This is a genomic window from Pseudomonas sp. H1_D05, assembly GCF_054682705.1.
The window spans coordinates 4,942,704-4,958,689 of the sequence record NZ_CP162825.1 but is presented as its reverse complement, the minus strand read 5'-3'; the positions used below and the strand labels follow the sequence as shown (position 1 = coordinate 4,958,689).

Below are 15,986 nucleotides of genomic sequence, written 5' to 3'. Positions count from 1 at the left end.
CAAACGCACGACTGAGGGCGAAACAACACAAGGACGTCACACCATGAAACCGTTAACCCTCAGCGACAGCAGTTCGTCGGCGCAAATCTGGAACAGCGCCCCGCAACTGGACAACATCCCGGTCATCAATACTTTAAGTCTGGTACCCGCCGGCGCCCGCGCCGTGGTCATCGCGCCGCATCCGGGCGATGAAGTGGTCACCTGTGGCGGTCTGCTGCAATTACTCTCCAGCCTCGGTCATCCGTTGCAATTGCTCTCGATCACCGATGGCAGCGCCAGCCACCCGGGTTCGCGGCAATGGTCGGAAAAACGCCTGAGCGTGTTCCGCCCGCAGGAAAGCGTCGAGGCCCTGCGCCGTCTCGGCTTGCCAATGCACAGTCTGAAATGGGTGCGCGGCGGTTTCACTGACAACGCTCTGTGCGAACAGCAAGCGCAAGTGACCGAATTCATCAGCCGCTACCTGCGCCCAGGCGATGTGGTGTTCAGCACCTGGCGCGGCGATGGCAACGACGACCATGAAGCGGTGGGTCGGGCCAGCGCACAGGCAGCGGAACAAACCGGGGCGACCTTCCACGACGTACCGGTCTGGGCCTGGCACTGGCCCGAGCGCGACCAGCAACTGATCCCTTGGGAACGCGCGCGCAAACTGCGCCTCGACACCTGGACCGTAGCGCGCAAGAGCCACGCCACCCATGCTTACGCCAGTCAGCTCAAGGGTGAGCCGGCGATTGGTATTGCGCCGATGCTGCCGCCGGTGATTCTCGAAAGAATGCGTTTGCCTTACGAAATCGTCTTCGTCTGATATCTGATTCCCTGTGGGAGCGAGCTTGCTCGCGAAGAGGCCGTCACATTCAATACTCGTATCGACTGGACCGACGCCTTCGCGAGCAAGCTCGCTCGCTCCCACAGGGTTTGATGTGCAATCGAAATTATCCAGAAGGAACTGCCGCCCCTCGCCATCAGTCGCATGAATAAGCGGCCCGCAATCCAGAGGAGTGAACGTGTCCAGCGATCCCAAGCGTCATGTTGTCGACGCGCCCGTCATTCATCGCCTCAGGGTGCTGACGGTCAACACCCACAAGGGTTTTACCGCGCTCAATCGGCGATTCATCCTGCCGGAACTGCGCGAAGCGGTGCGCAGCACCTCGGCCGATCTGGTGTTTCTGCAAGAAGTGGTGGGTGAACACGAACGGCATTCGAACCGTTACAACGAATGGCCGCAAACCTCGCAGTACGAATTTCTCGCCGACAGCATGTGGAGCGATTTCGCCTACGGGCGCAACGCCGTTTACCCTGACGGCCATCACGGTAATGCGCTGCTGTCGAAATACCCGATCCGTGAATACCGCAATCTCGATGTGTCGATCACCGGCCCCGAACGCCGAGGCCTTTTGCACTGTGTGCTCGATGTGCCGGGTCACACCGAGGTCCACGCAATCTGCGTGCACCTGAGTCTGCTCGAAAGCCATCGGCAATTGCAGCTGCAACTGCTCTGTCAGTTGCTTGAATCGCTGCCCGAGGATGCCCCGGTGATCATCGCCGGCGACTTCAACGACTGGCAGTTACAGGGCAACGCCGCCCTCGCCCGTCGCGATTACTTGCACGAAGCCTTCGAGCGCCATCACGGGCGCCCAGCCAAGACGTATCCGGCGCGGTTTCCATTGCTGCGACTGGACCGGATCTACCTGCGCAATGCCAGTAGTCATGACCCGCAGATCCTCGGCAACAAGCCGTGGACGCATCTGTCCGATCACCTGCCATTGGCGGTTGAAGTGCATCTGTAACCGCATTAATGACAGCAATACCCTATGCGCCAGATTGACATCCCTTATGCCCTTTCAGTGCCGGCAGACCTTCTGTCGGTAACTGAAGCGCTCTGAACCGGGTTTTTGGCTGGGTTGTTCCATACAAACAACCACTTAGTTATGTGCAGAAAAACAAACGCTTGCAAAGCCTGTTTTGCCACTACCGCTCATCGTTCAATTTCTTGACGGGCACGCTCGACTCTTCTTATCTCTACCTTACTACCCCCGGAATAACTACCGGGACGAGCCTAGGACACTCGCGAAATCGAGCGGCCACGGTTCGCCCCGCTCCATTCGGTCGCCCCTCGTTCGGGGTAGGAGAGACGCCACATCGAGATGCCGCATGCGCCTGCAAGGTAGACCTCCATGAGAACTTCAATCACCCCACACGAGATCAAAATCACTTTCTGCACAGTGTCGAGTTCTATCTTGCTGTGCTCATCCATGGAGGCGCAGGCCGGTCCTGCGGCGGATGAAACGACCCTGTGGTACCGCGCGGATGTGCCCGTGATGACGTTGCCCGTCACCGTCATTACCCCCGGCCCGCAACGCTTCAGCCCACGGCCCGATCTGCGGGGCACGCGCTTGATTACCGAAGACCTCGCACCGTCGGCCTGGGACGAGTTGTACGGTCGAAACGCCCGCCAGGCGCAAACCGATGTGCTGTCGTCAGGCTTCGCAATGCCCGGCAGCGGCGACTTCAAAGGGCCAGCCGTGTTGACCGTACAAGGTGGCGGGCATACCCAGACCATCGGCTTGATCGGCGGCGTCAATCAGATTCAAGCCAATGGCAACGGGGTGCTCACAAGTCGCGCCTTGGCCGATCCGAACACTGACACCCTCAATCTGCAAGGCCAGAGCCTCGGGGCCTACTACAGCCTCACTGGTGCGCAAGGCTGGCACGTTGATCTGTCGGCCAGCGGTGGCCGGGTCAGCGGTTTCAGTCGCAATGAACAAGGTGCACGCCAGGCTACCGAAGGCAGTGCACTGACCTTGTCGGTAGAAGGCGGTTATCCAATTGGCTTGAGCGACAACTGGGTGGTCGAACCGCAGGCGCAATTGATCAATCAACGCATCACCCTCGACACGCCCTACGCCGGCTCGGGCAATGCGTCCTCCACCGATCTGACGGCCTGGAGCGGCCGCGTCGGTGCCCGTTTGAAAGGCAGTTACGATTTGAATGGTCTGCCGGTCGAACCTTATGTGCGCACCAACCTGTGGCACACCGTTTATACCGGCAGCACGGTGACGCTGGATCAGGTCGACAAGATCAGCAGCAGCCGCAAGTCATCGACCGTTGAGTTGGGCCTGGGGCTGGTGGCGCGGGTGACGCCTGTGGTGAGTCTGTATGTCAGTGCCGATTACAGCAGTGATGTCGATGACAATGATTTGAACGGGATCATTGGCAGCCTTGGGGTGCGGATGCGTTGGTGATCTTCAGGCTACCGAAGGCCCCTGTGGGAGCGAGCTTGCTCGCGAAAGCGGTGTAACGTTCAACATCATTGTTGATTGACATATCGCCTTCGCGAGCAAGCTCGCTCCCACAGGTTTTGCGGTACCGGATCAACCCTCCGGCTTAAGGATCAACACCGCCAACGGCGGCAGATTCAGCTCCAGCGACAACGACTGGCCATGGCTCGGCACCTCCTCGGTAAACGCCCCGCCGCCATTGCCGTAATTGGAACCGGCATAGGTGTCGGCATCGCTGTTGAGCAATTCAGTCCAGCGCCCGGCAAACGGCACACCCACGCGATAGGCCTGACGCGGCACCGGCGTGAAGTTGGCCACCACCAGCACCGGTTTACCCTCCTTGCTCCAGCGCAACCAGGCATAAACGCTGTTGATCGCATCGTCGCCGATCAACCACTGGAAACCCTGCGGCGCGTCGTCCTGATCGTGCAGCGCCGGCTCTTCGCGATACAGCCGATTGAGATCGCCGACCAGTTTCTGCACGCCCTTGTGCTCGGAGTACTGCAGCAGATACCAATCCAGTTGCTGATCGTGATTCCACTCGCGCCACTGGCCAAACTCGCAACCCATGAACAACAGTTTCTTGCCCGGATGGGTCCACATGAAACTCAGATACGCGCGCAGGTTGGCGAATTTTTGCCAGCGATCGCCGGGCATCTTGTCGATCAGCGAATGCTTGCCGTGCACCACTTCATCGTGGGAGATCGGCAGGATGAAACGCTCGGACCAAGCGTAGACCAGACCAAAACTCAACTCGTTGTGATGGTGCGCGCGGTACACCGGATCCTGCTGAATGTAATGCAACGAATCGTGCATCCAGCCCATGTTCCATTTGTAGGCAAAACCGAGGCCGCCCTGCTGCGTACTTTGGCTGACACCGGGCCACGCCGTGGATTCTTCGGCGATGACCAGCGCACCCGGTGCTTCCAGTTCGACCACATCGTTCAAATGCCGCAAGAAGTCGATGGCCTCCAGATTTTCCCGACCGCCATGCCGGTTTGGCACCCATTCGCCTGCCTTGCGCGAATAGTCGCGATAGAGCATCGAAGCCACCGCATCGACGCGCAAACCATCGACATGGAAATGTTTCAACCAATGCAACCCGGAAGCCAGCATGTAGCCGTGCACTTCGGTGCGGCCGAGGTTGTAGATCAGCGTGTCCCAATCCTGATGAAACCCTTCCAGCGGGTTGCCGTATTCGTACAGCGCGGTGCCGTCGAACTGGGCGAGACCGTGAGTATCGGTAGGGAAATGCGCCGGTACCCAGTCGAGAATCACGCCGATCTCGGCGCGGTGGCAGGCGTCGACGAATTCAGCGAACTGCGCCGGCGAGCCGTACCGCGCACTCGGGGCGAATTGCGAAAGCAGTTGATAACCCCAGGAGCCACCAAACGGGTGCTCCATGATCGGCATCAGTTCGATGTGGGTGAAACCCAGTTCCTTGACGTAGGGAATCAAGCGTTCGGCGAGTTCCGGCCAGGTGTACTGGCGGGCGACTTCGCCGAGATCATCCAGTTCGCACTGCCACGAACCGGCGTGCAATTCGTAGATCGACAGCGGCGCCGAATGTTTCTGCCGGTCGCGTCGGCTGCTCATCCACTCCTGATCCTGCCAGTCGATCTGCAGCGGTTCAGCGACTTTCGAAGCGGTGTCCGGCGGCAGGCTGGTGGCCAGCGCCATCGGGTCAGCCTTGAGCGGCAGAATGCCGTGGGCGCCAAGAATTTCGTATTTGTACAACTCGCCCGCTTGCAGGCGCGGGATGAACAGTTCCCAGACCCCGGACGGGTGCCGCAAACGCATCGGATGGCGGCGGCCGTCCCAGACGTTGAAATCGCCAACCACCGACACGCGCCGGGCATTCGGCGCCCACACCGCAAAGCGTACGCCGTCGACGCCATCCACTGTTTTCAATTGCGCGCCGAGACAGGCGCTGAGGTCACGGTGATTGCCTTCGGCGAACAGATACAAGTCCATTTCACCGAGTAACTGGCCAAAGCTATAAGGATCCTCGGCAACCTGTTCGCCGCCGGCCCAGCGCGTACGCAACTGATACGGCCGCGCCTGATCGAAATGGCCGACAAACAGCCCCGGCGTTTCGGTCTGCTCCAGCGGACCGCGTTCTTCACCGCTGTCCTTGTCCAGCACCACGACACTCAGCGCCCCGGGCAGATATGCACGAATGAACTGCCCGCCAGCGCCATCGCCGTGCGGGCCGAGAATGGAAAAAGGGTCGTGATGTTCAGCGCGGACCAAGGCATCAATATCTTTCGCCGAGGGCAGCAATGTTTCTTTAACCGCACCCTGTTCCTTGTTCGAGAAACTCATGACTACTCTCCACCAAGATCGGAAAAGGGTTTAAGCCCCGTCAATAACCCATACAAACCGTGCAACGGCACGGGCAGCCACGTGGGGCGATTTTCGGCTTCATAGGCCACTTCATAGGCCGCCTTCTCCAGGCCGAACAACGCCAGCGCGGCGTCGGCACCTTCAGGATCTTGCCAGGCATGATCAAGACTAGCTGCCGCGCGGCGATATGCCTGAACAAATGCCTCGCGGGCCTCACGCAGATAGCGCTCGGCGACCAGGCGCCGCGCCGTTTCAGACTCGGCGCTGTGGTCAACGTTGTGCACGTTGATGGTCATTGCAGCCGCATAATCGAAGGAGCGCAGCACGCCGCTGACATCCTTGTACGGACTGTGTTTGCCACGACGCTCGCCCAATGGCCGCGCCGGTTCACCCTCGAAGTCGATCAGGTAGGCATCGCCCTTGATCACCAGCACCTGGCCCAAATGCAGATCGCCGTGGACGCGAATGCGCAAACCGCCGACGGCCTTTTTCGCCAGATCCTGCACGTGCGTGAGGATGGTTTTCTTCTCGTCGATCAGGCGTTTGACCAGTTTCTGATCCGCCGCATTGAGTTCGCCCTGATGCTGCTTGAGCAGTTTCAGCGCGTGTTCGACCTGCGCCACAACATCCTTGCCGGTGGCCTGCATGTCCTTGGCCGTCGACACCTGCGGGGCGAAGTCGGCATTGTCGGTGGGCGCGGCGAGCACCTTGTGCATCTCACCCAGACGCTGACCGAGCATGCCGGCAAAATCCTTCAGTTCACCGAGGGCGTTGTAATGCTGTTCCTGTTCGGACATGGCATCGGCCAGCTCATCGCGCAGCGCCCGCTCGAGGTTGTTCTGCGTCCATTCCCAGGCGTCGCCCTGATTGCTCAGATAGCCTTGGGCGATCATCAGCAGATTGTCTTCACCCTTGGCATCGCGGCGAATCACCGAGCCGAGCAGCGGAGAGATATTGGCAAATCCGGCCTCGGTCAGGTAAGCGCTCATCTCCAGTTCCGGGTGTACGCCAGAAGCGACTTTGCGTATCAGCTTAAGCACCAGACTATTGCCGATCACCACCGAACTGTTCGATTGCTCGGCAGACAGATAACGCACTTCCGACTCGGTATCGAGGCCGAGCGTTTCCAGATGCGGCGTCGGTGCGAAGCGGATTTCGCCTTCGCTCGACTCCAGCACGGTGTTGTTCTGCATGCCTTGCAGCACCGCACGAATAAACGTTTCAAGGCTGAACGCGTCAGTAATCAAGCCGACCTGTCGCACTCGGCGTACACGGGACAAGGCCAATTGCTGCGGCAACGCCGGGCCGACCTGATCTTCGGAAATAAAGCCGAACGGCAACTGATAACGACTGGTCTGCCCGCCACTGGTGACTTCTATTTCGCTGAGCAGCACCGGATGCTGCGCATCGCCGAAACGCACACCGTACGCCAGATGCACCTTGTCGATGGCCGCGTCCTTGCCGGCGAACCAGCGGCGATTCTGCAGCCAGCTCGGCAGAATGTTTTGCTCCAGCGATGTGCGCGACGGCGCTTCGAGCAATTCTTCCATGCGTTTTTTCAATACCAGCGTGGTGAAGTCCGGCAGGCTTTGCGCCGGCTCCACGTGCCAGCTCGGCATCTGGTTTTCCGCCGCCAGTGCAAACCAGTAGAAACCGTAAGGCGCCAGGGTCAGGAGGAAATTCAACTGGCCAATCGGCGGGAAGGCATTACCGCCGAGCATCTCCACCGGCACCATGCCGACGTAGGCCGACAGGTCCAGCTCCACCGCTTGCGCACTGCGCGAGACGTTGGCCACGCAGAGAATGATTTCGTGTTTGCCATCGGCATCGGTGAATTCGCGCGTGTAAGCCAACACGCGACGGTTGTTCGGCGAGAGCATTTTCAACGTGCCACGGCCGAACGCCTTGGACTGTTTGCGCACAGCGAGCAAGCGTCGGGTCCAGTTGAGCAGCGAATGCGGATCGCCGGACTGGGTTTCGACGTTGACCGACAGATAGCCGTATTGCGGGTCCATGATCGGCGGTAGCACCAGGCTGGCCGGATCGGCACGGGAGAAGCCGCCGTTGCGGTCGATCGACCACTGCATCGGCGTACGCACACCATCGCGGTCGCCAAGGTAGATGTTGTCGCCCATGCCGATCTCGTCGCCGTAATACAGGGTCGGCGTGCCCGGCATCGACAGCAGCAGGCTGTTGAGCAATTCGATGCGGCGGCGATCGCGTTCCATCAACGGCGCCAGACGACGGCGGATGCCGAGGTTGATCCGCGCCCGACGGTCAGCCGCGTAGTAATTCCACAGATAGTCACGCTCTTTGTCGGTGACCATCTCCAGCGTCAGCTCATCGTGGTTGCGCAGGAAAATCGCCCATTGGCAGTTGGCGGGAATTTCCGGGGTCTGGCGCAGAATGTCGGTGATCGGGAAACGATCTTCCTGAGCCAGCGCCATGTACATGCGCGGCATCAACGGGAAGTGAAACGCCATGTGGCATTCATCACCGTTAAGGCCTGCCGCATCGGTATCACCGAAGTACAGCTGGGTGTCTTCGGGCCATTGGTTGGCCTCGGCGAGCAGCATGCGATCGGGGTAATTGGCGTCGATCTCGGCGCGGATCTGCTTGAGGACGTCGTGGGTTTCCGGCAGGTTTTCGTTATTGGTGCCGTCACGCTCGATCAGGTACGGAATCGCGTCGAGGCGCAGGCCGTCGATGCCCATGTCCAGCCAGTAGCGCATCACCGAGAGCACGGCTTTCATCACTTGCGGATTGTCGAAATTCAGATCCGGTTGGTGCGAATAGAAACGGTGCCAGAAGTACTGGCCGGCGACCGGGTCCCAGGTCCAGTTGGACTTTTCCGTATCGAGGAAAATGATTCGCGTGCCGTCGTATTTCTGATCGTCATCCGACCACACGTAAAAGTCCCGCGCCGCCGAGCCGGGCTTGGCCTTGCGCGCACGCTGGAACCACGGGTGCTGGTCGGAGGTGTGGTTGATGACCAGTTCGGTAATCACCCGCAAACCGCGTTTGTGCGCCTCGGCGATAAAGCGCTTGGCGTCGGCCATGGTCCCGTAATCGCTGTGCACGCCACGGTATTCGGCGATGTCGTAGCCATCGTCGCGACGTGGCGAGGGATAGAACGGCAACAGCCAGATGGTGTTGACGCCGAGGTCGGCGATGTAATCGAGTTTGGCGATCAGGCCGGGAAAGTCGCCGATCCCGTCGTTGTTGGAGTCGAAAAACGATTTGACGTGAACTTGATAGATCACCGCGTCCTTGTACCAGAGCGGGTCTTTGATAAAGGTGGCTGCCTTGGGTTTCTTCGCCATGTGAAACTCCTGCTGAATGCTTTAAAAGCCCCCACGATGATCGTTCCCCCGCTCCGCGTGGGAATGCCGCCATGGACGCTCTGCGTCAGTTTCTGGGACGCGGAGCGTCCGGGATGCGTTCCCACGCAGACGGTTCGACGCCTCGACGTGGGAACGATCATTACGTAGCGGTAATTCGCCAGATGCCGAATGGCTGGTACGCCGGGTCAATGCGCATGAACTGGTACTTGCCATGCCAGTCCCAGCGATGCCCGTTCATCAAATCCTCACCGTGGGTTGTCGCGTCATCGGGCAGGCCCATTTCCCACAGCGGCAGTTCGAAATTCGCCTCCTGCACGTTATGCGGATCAAGGCTGACCGCGACCAGAATGAAGTTGCTGCCGTCGACACTGCGCTTGCCGAAATACAGAATGTTGTCGTTCCAGGCGTTGTAGACCTTCAGGCCCAGATGCGTGTGCAGCGCCGGGTTCTGCCGGCGGATGCGGTTGAGCTGGGCGATCTCGGCAATGATGTTGCCCGGCGCGGTGAAGTCGCGGATGCGGATCTCGTACTTCTCCGAGTCGAGGTATTCCTCTTTGCCCGGCACCGGCGCCGACTCGCACAGCTCGAACCCCGAATACATGCCCCATAAGCCTGAACCCATGGTCGCCAGCGCCGCACGAATCAGAAATCCTGGACGCCCGGATTCGTGCAGGAATGCCGGGTTGATGTCCGGCGTATTAACGAAGAAATTCGGCCGGTAGCATTCGCGCCACGGCGATTCATTCAGCTCAGTGAAATACGTCGCCAGCTCAGCCTTGCTGTTGCGCCAGGTGAAATAGGTGTAGCTCTGCGTGTAACCGACCTTGCCCAGCCGCGCCATCATTGCCGGCGTGGTGAAGGCTTCGGCGAGGAAGATCACTTCCGGATATAGCGCCCGAACATCGGCGATCAGCCATTGCCAGAACGGCAGTGGTTTGGTGTGCGGATTGTCGACGCGAAAGATCTTCACGCCCTCTTCGACCCAGCCAATGACGATGTCGCGCAATTCGACCCACAGGCTCGGAATCGCGTCCGGCGCATAGAAGTCGACGTTGACGATGTCCTGGTATTTCTTCGGCGGGTTTTCCGCGTATTTGATCGTGCCGTCCGGGCGCCAGTTGAACCAGCCCGGATGCTGCTTGAGCCACGGGTGATCCTGGGAACACTGAATGGCGAAATCGAGGGCGATTTCCAGGCCGTGATCGGCAGCAGCGGCGACCAATCGGCGGAAGTCCTCGCGAGTGCCGAGTTGCGAGTGGATCGCCTCGTGACCACCCTCCTCACTACCGATGGCATAAGGGCTGCCGGGATCATCGGGACCGGCGGTCAGGGAATTGTTGCGCCCCTTGCGATGGGCGCGACCAATCGGGTGGATCGGCGTGAAATAGAGCACGTCAAAGCCCATGTCCTGAATCATCGGCAAACGCGCATGCACGTCATTAAAGGTGCCGTGACGGTGGGGATCGTCGGTGATCGAGCGCGGAAACAGTTCGTACCAACTGGCAAATTCGGCCAGTTCGCGTTCGACATCTACCGGATATTCCGGACTGACGCTCAGGTAGGCGCGGTGATCGGCCTCAGCCATCAACTGCGCACTGCGCGAGTGCAGGAACAGCGCGACCTGCTCGGTTTCGAGCAGCCCGGACAATTCGTGGTGCAACGCGGCGAGCTGTTCACTGAGCTGACCTTCGCTGCGCTCGGCGGCCTGTTGCACCATGCTCCGGCCTTCCTGCAACTCCAGCGAAACCGGTACGGCGGCGCTGTGTTTTTTCTCCAGTTCGTACTGGAAACTGGCGAAGTGATCGATCCACGCCTCGATGCAATAGAGGAAGCGCCCTTGATGCTCTGGGCGGAACTGGCCTTGCCAGCCATTGTTGCCCTGATCGGCCATGACCTCGCTTTGCCAGGTCTCCTCGCCTTCCTCGCGCCAGCGGATGCGCACCGCGAGTTTGTCGTGACCGTCGGCAAACACCTTGCTGGTGACCACCACCTCACGGCCGGCAATCGACTTCACGGCGAACTGCCCGCCATCGAGGGTCGGCATGGTGTTTTCGATGGCAATGCGCGGCAGCAGCAACGCCTGCGACAGCGGCATGTGCGGGTTGTAGCTCAGTTCAGAAGGTCTTTCAGCAGTCATTGAGCATCTCTCCTTAACGCCCCAAGGACGCTCTTGTGCCGGATCAGTGTTCACAACGAAGCACCTGCCCCGAAATGAACTCACTTAGGTTCCGAGCGACCGGCGCCGGGAAAAGTTCAGATGAAATTGCCGTGTCAGAAAAGCGGATCGAATTGCGTGCAGGGTGGTCAATCCACTTAAGCACTTCTCACGCCATGTGCCACACGGAGGTCATCAGATGAATATCCCGATCCCGGCCGAAACGCCCGATCCGAACATCGACAAACCCACGCTGCCCGAGACCGAGCCGCAACCGATTCCCGAGCAAGAGCCACCCGGCACCACACCACCCCCCAAAGAAGAACCACCAACGACGATGCCTCCTGTGATCCTCTAACTGATCGTTCCCACGCTCTGCGTGGGAATGCAGCCCGGGACGCTCCGCGTCCCAAAGCGGACGCGGAGCGTCCATTGAGGCATTCCCACGCAGAGCGTGGGAACGATCATCCGGCGCAGGAATGATCAGTGGTCATCAGTCTTTTCCTCGTCCTTTTCGAACAGCTTCACGATGCGCGGCATCACGCTGAAAATCCCCAGCGCCAGAAAAGTACTGAGTAGCGCCGTTGCTTCCCTGCCCAATCCCGCCGCGACCCCAATGGCTGCCGTCATCCACAGCCCGGCAGCCGTGGTCAGGCCTTTGACATGGCCTTCATCACCTTCCTTGTTTTTCAGGATAGTCCCGGCACCGAGAAAGCCGATCCCGGCAATCACCCCTTGGACTACGCGGCTCATCGCATCGGATTCCGCCCCTGATGTCTGCGGCACCAGTACAAACAGCGCAGCCCCCAGCGCCACCAACATATGCGTGCGCACCCCGGCAGCCTTGCCCTTGTGTTCGCGCTCGAATCCGAGAATGCCGCCCAGAATGGCGGCCATCAGCAGGCGCACGGTGATGCGCGTCAATTGCGACGCATCCGCGACGTCGGCGAATTCCGCCTGCAGGGTTTGCCACACTTCATGCCACCACGCGTCCATCGTGCAGTCCTTGTTATTGGCTGGATAGACGATGGACAGCGGCGACCATTAATCAGTTGCGCAGAACCATCGGTGAAGCGTGCGCCCTAACCTTTCAGACTTCCCTGAAAAAAGGACCGCCCTCATGCCCGTTCGAGTCGATGAATCCAACCCCGAACAGAAAGTGTGTTTTTTCACCGTCGAGACTGGCGAAGAAATCCGCATTTGCGACACCTTGGAAGTGCGTACGGACAGCGACAAGGCCATGTCGTTTGTGGAAATAGATGGCCGGCGCGTTTACATCACCGAGGCAGAAGCCGACGAATTGACCGTCGCAGGCGCCAAGGATGGTCGCAAGCACTTGAAGGCTGACGAGAGTGGTTCGGTGATTTGACTGACCTTGATCAACACCCCGCGCAAACGCCTGATATAGGCCTTTGCGCCTTTGTCTGCGGGCTGCTTCAAGTTGTCGCAGGCGTTGCGCAGAATCGCATCTGATCCGCTTTTTATTGAAATAGCTGAGTCTGTTATGCAAACAGATCGACGCTCATAGTGCTCTGGCCTGATGGAGGCTGATGAGCGAATAACCATGAGCGAACAAATCCCCGTCCGAACCGTAGAAGCATCTCCAACTATCAAAAGTGTGCCCGCACGTCCAATGAAGGCGACGGCCAAATCCAGCGATAACCAGATCCACACCCGCAGCTTCACCGGCCTGTTCCGCACCATGCGCATGAGTGGCGCGGGATTTCTGTTCGTGTTGTTTTTCGGCACCGTGTGGCTGAACTGGGGCGGACGTCAGGCGGTGCTCTGGGATCTTTCCGAAAGCAAATTCCACATCTTTGGCGCGACGTTCTGGCCGCAGGATTTCATTCTGCTGTCGGCGCTGCTGATCATCGCTGCGTTCGGTCTGTTCGCCATCACCGTGTTCGCCGGCCGGGTCTGGTGCGGTTACACCTGCCCGCAAAGTTCGTGGACGTGGATCTTCATGTGGTGCGAGAAGATCACCGAAGGCGAACGCAACCAACGCATCAAACTGCAAGCCGCGCCGTGGAGCCTGAACAAACTGGCGCGACGCGCGGCCAAGCACACCCTGTGGCTGGCGATCAGTGTGCTGACCGGCCTGACCTTCGTCGGTTACTTCACGCCGATCCGGCCACTGGCTGAAGAACTGCTGACCCTGCAAATCGGCGGCGTCAGCCTGTTCTGGGTGCTGTTTTTCACCGCCGCCACCTACATCAACGCCGGTTGGCTGCGTGAGGCGGTGTGCATGCACATGTGCCCGTATGCGCGGTTCCAGAGCGTGATGTTCGACAAGGACACCCTGGCGATTTCCTACGACGTGGCCCGTGGCGAAAACCGTGGCCCGCGCAAACGCGACGTGAAACCGCTTGAGGCTGGCCTGGGTGATTGCATCGACTGCCAGTTATGCGTGCAGGTTTGTCCGACCGGCATCGACATTCGCGATGGTCTGCAGATGGAGTGCATCGGCTGCGCTGCGTGCATCGACGCCTGTGACTCGATCATGGACAAGATGAACTACCCGCGCGGCCTGATCCGCTACAGTTCCGAGCGCGAACTGCAGGGTGGCAAAACCCACCTGCTGCGCCCACGCCTGATCGGTTACACCGTGGTGCTGGTGGCGATGATCGGCGCATTGGCGTTGGCGTTGATCGAGCGGCCGATGGTCTCGCTGGACGTGACCAAGGATCGCGGGTTGTTCCGCGAGAATGGTCAGGGTCAGATTGAAAACATCTATAGCCTCAAAGTCATCAACAAGACCCAACAGCGCCAGGACTACAACCTGAGCCTGGTGGATGGCGACGGCTTCCAGTTGCAGGGCAAGACTGAACTGAGCCTGGCGCCGGGTGAGATTGTCGATGTGCCGGTGTCGGTGGCGATGACCACGGAACGCCCGGCCAGCAGTTCGCAGACCTTGAGTTTCAAGATTGTCGACAGCGATGAGCCTGAGGTTTACAGCGTGGCGAAGAGCAGGTTTGTTGCGCCGATGAATCGCTGAGCCGTTAGAATCTTTTTCCCTCACCCCAGCCCTCTCCCGGAGGGAGAAGGGAGCCGACCGAGGTGTCTGTCGCTATACATCGACCTGACAGACCGAGTCGATTGTGGATTCAGCAAAACACTATCAAGCCGAATCGATTACGGATTTAGCAAAGCACTTTCAAGCTGAGTCGATTGTGGATTCAGCAAAGCACATCAAGCTGAGTCGATTGTGGATTCAGCAAAGCACATCAAGCTGAGTCGATTGTGGATTCAGCAAAGCACTTTCAGGTCGGTGTAGTTCGCAAGCATCCCCCAATCAGTCCCCTCTCCCTCTGGGAGAGGGCTAGGGTGAGGGGCAGTTCTCCCTGACACACCTCATCATCAACCAGCACCAAGGCTCCTCGATGAAACGCTACGAAAAATTCGCCGACGACATCGCTGAACTGATCCGCTCCGGCGTCCTTGGCCCCGGCCAGCGCGTGCCCTCGGTGCGTTACGCCAGCCAGACCTACGGGGTCAGCCCGTCCACGGTATTCCGAGGCCTATTACCTGCTCGAACGCCGTGGCCTGATCCGCGCCCGGCCGCGCTCCGGCTATTTCGTCAATACCCACGCGCCGAGCCCGTTCTCGGAGCCGGTGATCAGCAGCCACGTCAACGATTCCACCGAAGTCGACGTCAGCGAACTGGTGTTCTCGGTCCTCGATTCGATCAAGGACCCGAGTACCGTACCGTTCGGTTCGGCGTTCCCCAGCCCGACCCTGTTCCCGTTGCAGCGCCTGTCGCGATCGCTGGCCAGCGCGGCCCGCGAAATGGATCCGCGCATGGTCGTCACCGACATGTCGCCGGGCAATCCGCAACTGCGCCGGCAGATAGCCCTGCGCTACATGGTCGGCGGCCTGATGCTGCCGATGGAAGAGCTGCTGATCACCAACGGCGCGCTCGAAGCGCTGAACCTGTGCCTGCAAGCCGTCACCGAACCGGGCGATCTGGTGGCCATCGAAGCCCCGGCGTTCTACGCCAGCCTGCAAGTGCTCGAACGGCTGAAACTCAAAGCCGTGGAAATTCCCGTGCACCCGCGCGATGGCATTGACCTCGGCGTACTTGCGCAAACCCTCGAACGCCATCCGGTCAAAGCCTGCTGGTGCATGACCAGTTTCCAGAACCCGATGGGCGCAACCATGCCCGAGGCGAAGAAACAGGAACTGGTCGAACTGCTGCGCCGCCATCAGGTGCCGCTGATCGAAGACGACGTTTACGCCGAACTCTATTACGGCCAACAAGCACCGAAACCGGCCAAGGCGTTCGACACGGAAGGTCTGGTGATGCACTGCGGTTCATTCGCCAAAAGCCTCGCCCCCGGCTACCGCATCGGCTGGGTCGCCGCCGGACGTTACGCGCAGAAAATCGAACGACTGAAACTGATGACCTCTCTGTGTGCTTCGATGCCAGCGCAAGCGGCGATTGCTGACTACCTGCAACACGGCGGTTATGACCGGCACCTGCGCAAACTGCGTTACGCACTGGAAGAACAGCAGAGCGCGATGCTCGCGGCGATTGCCCGCTACTTCCCGGCGCAGACGCGGGTCAGCCAACCGGCGGGCGGCTACTTCTTGTGGCTGGAACTGCCACCGCAAATGGATTCGCTGAAGTTGTTTCAGATGGCACTGGCGCAAGGCATCAGCATTGCGCCGGGGCCGATCTTTTCGCCGACGCAGCGCTTCAGGAATTGTATTCGGTTGAACTATGGCAGCCCTTGGACCGAGGATTCGGAAAAGGCCATGGAGACATTGGGGCGGATTGTGCGGTCGTTCTGACAGATTGATGGTGTTTGCCTTGGCCTCTTCGCGAGCAAGCTCGCTCCCACATGGGTTCTGTGTCATTCACACATC

10 protein-coding genes and 1 pseudogene are annotated in these 15,986 nt (G+C 59.6%); 7 read left to right on the top strand and 4 right to left on the bottom strand.

Annotation, left to right across the window (positions count from 1 at the left end; genetic code table 11):
* Positions 1–43: 43 nt before the first annotated feature.
* The 3 genes from AB4O11_RS22405 (at position 44) to AB4O11_RS22395 (ending at position 3,239) form a co-directional block, all read left to right on the top strand.
* Positions 44–802 (top strand): PIG-L deacetylase family protein, encoded by a 759-nt coding sequence (locus AB4O11_RS22405; protein ID WP_257354945.1) that lies wholly within the window; start codon positions 44–46, stop codon positions 800–802.
* Positions 803–1,001: 199 nt separating this feature from the next.
* The gene (locus tag AB4O11_RS22400) at positions 1,002–1,784 is read left to right on the top strand and encodes an endonuclease/exonuclease/phosphatase family protein (RefSeq protein ID WP_460128596.1); all 783 of its coding nucleotides are present in this window, start codon (positions 1,002–1,004) and stop codon (positions 1,782–1,784) included.
* A gap of 387 nt (positions 1,785–2,171) precedes the next feature.
* The gene (locus AB4O11_RS22395) at positions 2,172–3,239 is read left to right on the top strand and encodes an autotransporter domain-containing protein (protein WP_460128594.1); all 1,068 of its coding nucleotides are present in this window, start codon (positions 2,172–2,174) and stop codon (positions 3,237–3,239) included.
* Positions 3,240–3,368: 129 nt separating this feature from the next.
* Here AB4O11_RS22395 and glgB read toward each other — a convergent pair whose 3' ends face one another.
* The 3 genes from glgB to AB4O11_RS22380 form a co-directional block, all read right to left on the bottom strand.
* Complete coding sequence (gene glgB, locus AB4O11_RS22390) at positions 3,369–5,600, bottom strand: 1,4-alpha-glucan branching protein GlgB (RefSeq protein WP_095050725.1); 2,232 nt, start codon at positions 5,598–5,600, stop codon at positions 3,369–3,371.
* Between the two features lie 2 nt (positions 5,601–5,602).
* Positions 5,603–8,944 carry a maltose alpha-D-glucosyltransferase gene (gene treS, locus AB4O11_RS22385; RefSeq protein WP_460128592.1) on the bottom strand — a complete coding sequence of 1,114 codons (3,342 nt, stop codon included), beginning with the start codon at positions 8,942–8,944 and terminating at the stop codon, positions 5,603–5,605.
* A gap of 160 nt (positions 8,945–9,104) precedes the next feature.
* Positions 9,105–11,102 (bottom strand): alpha-1,4-glucan--maltose-1-phosphate maltosyltransferase, encoded by a 1,998-nt coding sequence (locus tag AB4O11_RS22380; RefSeq protein WP_460128590.1) that lies wholly within the window; start codon positions 11,100–11,102, stop codon positions 9,105–9,107.
* A 217-nt stretch (positions 11,103–11,319) separates the two neighbouring features.
* Between AB4O11_RS22380 and AB4O11_RS22375 the strand changes: the two genes are divergently transcribed.
* Positions 11,320–11,478: a hypothetical protein gene (locus AB4O11_RS22375; RefSeq protein ID WP_008087190.1), complete on the top strand. Its 159-nt coding sequence runs from the start codon at positions 11,320–11,322 to the stop codon at positions 11,476–11,478.
* Between the two features lie 125 nt (positions 11,479–11,603).
* Here the strand turns inward: AB4O11_RS22375 and AB4O11_RS22370 are convergent, their stop codons facing one another.
* Complete coding sequence (locus tag AB4O11_RS22370) at positions 11,604–12,116, bottom strand: MgtC/SapB family protein (protein WP_093432961.1); 513 nt, start codon at positions 12,114–12,116, stop codon at positions 11,604–11,606.
* A 124-nt stretch (positions 12,117–12,240) separates the two neighbouring features.
* On the opposite strand from AB4O11_RS22370, the gene AB4O11_RS22365 reads away from it, so the two are divergent.
* The 3 genes and pseudogenes from AB4O11_RS22365 to mapR all read left to right on the top strand — a co-directional run bounded on the left by AB4O11_RS22365 (position 12,241) and on the right by mapR (position 15,911).
* Complete coding sequence (locus AB4O11_RS22365; RefSeq protein WP_460128588.1) at positions 12,241–12,489, top strand: DUF3203 family protein; 249 nt, start codon at positions 12,241–12,243, stop codon at positions 12,487–12,489.
* Positions 12,490–12,684: 195 nt separating this feature from the next.
* The gene (ccoG, locus tag AB4O11_RS22360) at positions 12,685–14,115 is read left to right on the top strand and encodes a cytochrome c oxidase accessory protein CcoG (RefSeq protein ID WP_460128586.1); all 1,431 of its coding nucleotides are present in this window, start codon (positions 12,685–12,687) and stop codon (positions 14,113–14,115) included.
* 385 nt (positions 14,116–14,500) lie between these two features.
* A pseudogene (gene mapR / locus AB4O11_RS22355) lies at positions 14,501–15,911 on the top strand (GntR family transcriptional regulator MpaR).
* Positions 15,912–15,986: the final 75 nt, after the last annotated feature.

Excerpts from the sequence above, each read along its gene's own strand:
- treS (WP_460128592.1), bottom strand. The coding sequence starts at position 8,944 with ATGGCGAAGAAACCCAAGGCAGCCACCTTTATCAAAGACCCGCTCTGG.
- AB4O11_RS22380 (WP_460128590.1), bottom strand. The coding sequence starts at position 11,102 with ATGACTGCTGAAAGACCTTCTGAACTGAGCTACAACCCGCACATGCCG.
- AB4O11_RS22370 (WP_093432961.1), bottom strand. The coding sequence starts at position 12,116 with ATGGACGCGTGGTGGCATGAAGTGTGGCAAACCCTGCAGGCGGAATTC.
- glgB (WP_095050725.1), bottom strand. The coding sequence starts at position 5,600 with ATGAGTTTCTCGAACAAGGAACAGGGTGCGGTTAAAGAAACATTGCTG.
- AB4O11_RS22405 (WP_257354945.1), top strand. The coding sequence starts at position 44 with ATGAAACCGTTAACCCTCAGCGACAGCAGTTCGTCGGCGCAAATCTGG.
- AB4O11_RS22395 (WP_460128594.1), top strand. The coding sequence starts at position 2,172 with ATGAGAACTTCAATCACCCCACACGAGATCAAAATCACTTTCTGCACA.
- AB4O11_RS22365 (WP_460128588.1), top strand. The coding sequence starts at position 12,241 with ATGCCCGTTCGAGTCGATGAATCCAACCCCGAACAGAAAGTGTGTTTT.
- ccoG (WP_460128586.1), top strand. The coding sequence starts at position 12,685 with ATGAGCGAACAAATCCCCGTCCGAACCGTAGAAGCATCTCCAACTATC.
- AB4O11_RS22375 (WP_008087190.1), top strand. The coding sequence starts at position 11,320 with ATGAATATCCCGATCCCGGCCGAAACGCCCGATCCGAACATCGACAAA.